Below are 3,189 nucleotides of genomic sequence, written 5' to 3'. Positions count from 1 at the left end.
TGTGCTCGGACACCGGCAGCTCGACGGGCGGCTTGGGCAAGCCGGCCTCGGTCCAGTCGCCGCAGAGCACCAGACGCCATTGCTGGCCTTCACCCTCCCAGCGCGCGTCGCCAGCGCCCGGCTTGCCAGACGGGGTGTCAGGAGGAGGTGCAGGGGAAAGAAGGGACATGGCGTCCCATGCTCTTCTCCACCGGTCCCTGCGCAGCCCGGACACCGACGGCGCACCGTGTAGGACGGGGCGCCGCCGCAAAGGGGCCTGTCGGCCCACGCCGACACAGGGGCGAGCGGCCGGATGACGGCACCGGTGCGGCCGGGCGTCGAAACTAGATGCAGAAGTAGGTTCCACGCGATGAGCAAGACCACCAACCCCGATGCCGCTCGCTCCGAAGGGCCATCGCTGCCCCACGAGCGGGACCAGCAGAACAACGCCACCAATCCCCGGCCGGATCCGCAGATGCGGCGCGCGTCACGCGACCTCCGACGCGGCCAGGTCGACACCGACCTGCGTGCCACGCCGGGCCTGGATGCCGAGCGGCGTGGAGAGATGGTCGACGGCGGCGAGCACGGTGCCGGCGTCCACGGGGACGACGAACCCAGGTCCGAGAGCTCCAAGCCCAAGCCCAAGCGCTGAGTCCGGCCCGGGACGAATGGCGGCCGTGACGGGGCGAGCGGCGGCGCGGAGGCGCCGCGCCCGGCTAACCTCTGGCCATGCCTCTCCTGCCGCGCCGCTGGCGCCTGCCCTATGTCGCGTTGCTGGTCGTCGTCGGCCTGCTGCAGAGCGTGTCGGCCCTGCAGTCCTACCGCCAGGGGGGCGGCGAGCGACCGTGGGAGCCCTTCCTGTGGGAGTTCAGTTCCATCGCCGTCATTGCGTGGTTGGCGCTGGCCGTGCACGCGCTGATGGGCCGGCTGGGCGGGCGGCCCTGGCTGCGGCAGCTCGCGGCCCATGCCGTGGCGCTGCCGCTGTTCAGCCTGGCGCACGTCGGTGGCATGTTCGGCTTGCGGCTGCTTGTCTACGGCCTCACGGGCGTCGACTACCAGCCCGGCGAGTTGTCCACGCTGCTGGTCTACGAGGGCGGCAAGGACGCGGTGACCTACTTCAGCTTCTGCCTGATCTCGCGCGGCATCTGGATGGCCCGTGCGGCGGACGTGCGCGCGCGGGAACTGGACCGCGCCCGGCGCGAGCTCGCCGAGGCGCGGCTGGCGCGCCTGGCCGACCAGGTGCAGCCGCATTTCCTCTTCAACACGCTGAACCTGATCTCCTCGGTCATGTACGAAGACGTCGCCGCCGCCGACCGGCTGTTGTGCCAGCTGGCCGACCTGCTGCGCCAGACGCTGGCCGCCCAGCAGCGCGTCGAGCACACGCTGGGCGAGGAGCTGGCCCTGGTGCAGCCCTTCCTGGCCCTGATGCAGGCCCGTTTCGGGCGGGAGCGGCTGGATGTGCGCATCGAGGCCGACGCCGCCGCACGCGCCTGCCGGCTGCCGGCGCTGCTGCTGCTGGCGCCCGTGGAGAACGCGGTCAAGCATGACGTGGCGCGACATCGCGGCCGCGTGACGGTCAGTGTCGTGGCGACGCGTGACGGCGAGCGGCTTCAACTGCGTGTCAGCAACCACGGCGACACGCCGGTGCCCGAGGCGCCGCCCGATCCTGACGGGGGTCTGGGTCTGCGCAATCTGCGCGAGCGCCTGGAGGCCCGCTACGGCGGCGCGGCGCAGGTCCGGTTCGGACCGGACGGTGCGGGCATGAGCCTGGAGGTGGCTCTGCCGTGCGCGTGCTGATCGTCGACGACGAACCCGCTGCGCGCGCCAAGCTGCGTCGCCTGCTGGCGGCCGAGGCGGACGTCGCCGAGCTGCTGGAGGCGCCCGACGCGCCCACCGCGCTGGCCCTGGTGCGCGGGCTGGCCATGCCACCCGATCTGGCCTTGCTGGACATCGAGATGCCGGGCGGCAGCGGCGTGCAGCTCGCTGCCGCGCTGCGCGAGATGGGGGTGCGCAGCATCGTCTTCTCGACGGCCCATGCCGAGCATGCGTTGCAAGCCTTCGAGCTGGCCGCGCTGGACTACCTGCTCAAGCCCTACACGGCCGAGCGTCTGGCCGCTGCGCTGGCGCGCGTGCGCGAGCTGCTGGCACGGCCGCTCGAGCGGGTGGGCGAGTGGTGGGTGGCGGGCGAGCGTCTGCGGCTGGCCGACGTGCAGTGGATCTCGGCGGCGGACAACTACGTCGAGCTGCACCTGCCGCCGCGCAGCCTGCTGGAGCGCGCCACGCTGGCGGAGGCGCTGGCCCGCCCGGGTTGGGCTGCGCGGTTCTTGCGTGTGCACCGCAGCCATGCGGTCAATCCGGCGCATGTGCAACGCGTCGAACGCCTGGGCAGCGGCGAGGCCGTGCTGACACTGAGCTGCGGCGCGACCCTGCGTGTGTCGCGCGGCTTTCGGCCGGTGCTGGAGGCCTGGGGCCGCGGTGGCTTGACCTGAGGGGCGCGGGGCGCGCACAGCGCGGCTGCCCCTCACCCCGCCGGCGCCGCGACTCGCCCCGGCGGCCTCGCGCAACTGGGGCGGGACCGCGAAGCTGGTGCCCATGAACACCACCGCCACTCCCCGCCTCGCCTTCCTGGACGGCCTGCGCGTCGCCGCCTTCGCGCTGCTGATCCCGTACCACGTGGGCATGTACTACGTGACCTGGGACTGGCACGTGAAGAGCACGGCCGCGAGCAGCGCGCTGGAGCCCTTCATGCAGCTCAGCTCGCCGTGGCGGCTGGGCCTGCTCTTCCTCATCGCGGGAGCGGCCTGTCAGGGCCTCTTCGCCAGGCGAGGCGTGCTGGGTACGCTGAAGGATCGCGCGCTGCGACTGCTGCTGCCCCTGGTGTTCGGCATGGCCGTCATCGTCACGCCGCAGGCCTACTTCGAGGTGCTGACCAAGGTGCCCGCCCAATTGCCCGGGGACGGCGGCTACCTCGATTTCTGGTGGGCCTACCTGCACGGCGGCAGGTACTGCCGCGGCGACGACTGCATGCCGGTGCCGACCTGGAACCACCTGTGGTTCCTGCCCTATCTGTGGCTGTATGCGTCGGTGGGCGCCGTGGCCGTGGCGTGTCTGCGGCGCCGCCCGCCGATGGTCGCGCTGCCCGCCTGGGCCTGGCTGCTGCTGCCGGCGTTGCCACTGGCGCTGCTGCGCGTGTTCGTCTTCCCGCACCAC

At 72.4% G+C, this 3,189-nt stretch carries 4 protein-coding genes; all 4 read left to right on the top strand.

Going from position 1 to position 3,189, the window contains the following annotated elements; genetic code table 11:
- Positions 1-349: 349 nt before the first annotated feature.
- The gene (locus VGF12_RS18350; RefSeq protein ID WP_331177489.1) at positions 350-631 is read left to right on the top strand and encodes a hypothetical protein; all 282 of its coding nucleotides are present in this window, start codon (positions 350-352) and stop codon (positions 629-631) included.
- A gap of 77 nt (positions 632-708) precedes the next feature.
- A complete protein-coding gene (locus VGF12_RS18345) occupies positions 709-1,776 on the top strand; it encodes a sensor histidine kinase (RefSeq protein ID WP_331177488.1) in 1,068 nt (355 codons plus the stop codon).
- On the top strand, positions 1,764-2,468 hold the full coding sequence (locus VGF12_RS18340; protein WP_331177487.1) for a LytTR family DNA-binding domain-containing protein: 705 nt from the start codon (positions 1,764-1,766) through the stop codon (positions 2,466-2,468). Before VGF12_RS18345 ends, VGF12_RS18340 begins: the two co-directional genes overlap by 13 nt.
- A 103-nt stretch (positions 2,469-2,571) precedes the next feature.
- On the top strand, positions 2,572-3,189 hold a 618-nt coding region (locus tag VGF12_RS18335; RefSeq protein ID WP_331177486.1), incomplete at its 3' end, for an acyltransferase family protein.

Origin of the sequence: Roseateles sp. (genome assembly GCF_036404855.1) — a bacterium.
In the GTDB taxonomy this organism is placed as follows: Bacteria; Pseudomonadota; Gammaproteobacteria; order Burkholderiales; family Burkholderiaceae_C; genus Pelomonas.
The sequence above is the reverse complement of the archived record's forward strand: the minus strand, read 5'-3'. Positions and strand labels throughout refer to the sequence as shown.

What these genes read in the sequence shown, in the direction of transcription:
- VGF12_RS18350 (WP_331177489.1), top strand. Translation starts at nt 350, where the DNA reads ATGAGCAAGACCACCAACCCCGATGCCGCTCGCTCCGAAGGGCCATCG.
- VGF12_RS18345 (WP_331177488.1), top strand. Translation starts at nt 709, where the DNA reads ATGCCTCTCCTGCCGCGCCGCTGGCGCCTGCCCTATGTCGCGTTGCTG.